General features: G+C 70.3%; 1 protein-coding gene. It reads right to left on the reverse strand.

What is annotated here, in order from left to right; genetic code table 11:
• The coding region (locus INT12_RS30720; RefSeq protein WP_193059209.1) for a DUF3418 domain-containing protein at positions 1-713 on the reverse strand (713 nt) is incomplete at both ends.

The raw sequence follows: 713 nt of genomic DNA on the forward strand, positions 1-713 counted from the left end.
TCGCCGAAGCGGGCGCGCAGCGCGTCCAGGTCGCGCGAGGCGGCCAGCAGCTTGCCCTGCGCATCGTGCAGGCGCAGGTTCATGCGCAGGTGCGCATCCAGCGCACTTTCATCGAAATCGATGGCCGCCACCTGCGCGCCGGTTGCGCGCGACAGGAACCGGGCAAGCTCGCCACGCAGGTCATCGGCGCTGGGCGCGGGGAACGCCTCGGCGAAGGCACGCCCGAAGTCCGGCGCCGGCACGTAATTGCGGCGCATGGCCTTGGGCAGGCTGCGGATCAACGCGGAGGCCTTGTCGGCCACGAAGCCGGGCGCCAGCCACGACAGCCGTGCCGGATCCAATGCATTGAGCAGGTGCAGCGGCACATCCAGGCTGACGCCGTCTTCGTCGCTGCCCGGCTCAAAGCGGTAGTGCAGCGCCAGCCGCGCATCGCCCAGCGGCAGGTACTTCGGGTAGCGCTCGGCATCGCTGCCCTCGCCCGGCAGCAGGTCGGCCAGCGTCCACGCCAGCGCGCGCTTCTTCTCCGGGGCCAGCGCCGTCCACCAGGTATCCAGCCCGGTGGCCGAATGGATCTCGGCCGGAATCCGGTCCAGGTACCAGCGCGCCTGCCAGCCGTCATCGGCCACGATGCCGGCGCGGCGCAGCTTGGCTTCTTCTTCGCGTGCCTGCTCCAGCACCTTAAGGTTGTCGGCGATGACACTGGCGCGGGTGTT

The sequence above is a fragment of the Pseudomonas sp. K8 genome (assembly GCF_014889455.1).
Classification (GTDB): Bacteria; Pseudomonadota; Gammaproteobacteria; order Pseudomonadales; family Pseudomonadaceae; genus Aquipseudomonas; species Aquipseudomonas veronii.